Origin of the sequence: Bacillus cereus, assembly GCF_002567495.1 — a bacterium.
GTDB lineage: Bacteria > Bacillota > Bacilli > Bacillales > Bacillaceae_G > Bacillus_A > Bacillus_A cereus_AQ.
Window position 1 is genome coordinate 1 of sequence record NZ_NVAP01000109.1, and the last position, 1,315, is coordinate 1,315.

The window sequence follows — 1,315 nt, forward strand, 5'->3', positions numbered from 1 at the left end:
TGATATTATCCCCTTTAGGTAGACAGTGTGAAAAAGACCATGTATACACATGGATGTTACACTATTACTTGGAGGGGATTTTTCATGGCCAAAAAAGGTACCACATTTAATACATACTCAAATGAGATAAAGTTATCAGCTGTTCAAAGTTATTTAAACGGTGAGGGAAGCTACGATATGATAGCGGAGAAATATCAGATTAGAAGCTCTACACAACTTAAAAATTGGGTGAAAAAATATAAAGAATGTAATGAAATTACAGATACTCGTGGGAAAAATAGTGAAATGAAAGGTATACCGAACCCTTTAAAAGGCAAACGGATTCATTTTAAAACTGTTGAAGAAGAGCGTGACTACTATAAGGCTCAGGTTGAATATTTAAAAAAGCAGTATCCAAATCTGTAAATGGGGGCGTACTAAAATATAAAGAACGATATCATATCATTGAATTACTAAAGAGAAAATATCCCGTTATATGGCTTACTAATTTTGCGGGTGTACATCGCTCAAGTTACTATAAGTGGGTTCATACAAAAAGTATGAACAACATACGACTAGAATCCGATACACGATTAAAAAAGGTAATTCAATCTATTCACCTAAAGCACAAAGAATATGGTTATCCACGTATGAAAATTGCTTTAGAAGAAGAGGGTTATTTTATAAATCACAAAAAGGTATATCGATTAATGAGTGAGCTTAACATTCAGTCTATTATTCGGAAGAAGCGTCGCTTCTTTAAAGGGAATTATTCTAATACTTTTCCAAATGTTTTAAACCGTGAATTCAAAAATCGCCAACAAAATGAAGCACTTGTTACAGACATTACCTACCTACGATTTCAAGAGGGCTTCCGCTATCTTTCTGTTGTACAAGATATTTATAATAACGAAGTTGTTTCTTGGAAAATTTCCAAGCGTAATGATAATGAACTTGTATTAGATACAATTGAAATGTTGGCACAAAAAAGAGATGTGCGTGGAACCATTCTCCATTCAGATCAGGGGTTCCAGTACACATCTCATGCCTACAACAAACGACTTTTAGATTTAGGTATCATTGGCAGCCACTCTCGCAAAGGAAACTGCCATGATAATGCCTGTATCGAGTCATTTTTCTCCCATTTTAAATCGGAGATGTTGTATTTGAATCATTTTAAAACAGAAGCGGATTTAATACAAGCAATTGAAGAATATATTTACTTTTATAACTATAAACGTTTCCAAAAACGACTCAACCATCGAGCTCCGATAGAATATCGAATCTCGATGGCTGCTTAGTCTTTTTAATACTGTCTACTTGACAGGGATAAGAC

At 34.1% G+C, this 1,315-nt stretch carries 2 protein-coding genes; both read left to right on the forward strand.

Going from position 1 to position 1,315, the window contains the following annotated elements:
- Window positions 1-84 precede the first annotated feature (84 nt).
- Complete coding sequence (locus COK05_RS30505) at window positions 85-405, forward strand: helix-turn-helix domain-containing protein (RefSeq protein ID WP_098615494.1); 321 nt, start codon at window positions 85-87, stop codon at window positions 403-405.
- Between the two features lie 38 nt (window positions 406-443).
- Window positions 444-1,280, forward strand: coding sequence for an IS3 family transposase (locus tag COK05_RS30510; RefSeq protein WP_255290376.1), 837 nt, complete (start codon window positions 444-446; stop codon window positions 1,278-1,280).
- Window positions 1,281-1,315: the final 35 nt, after the last annotated feature.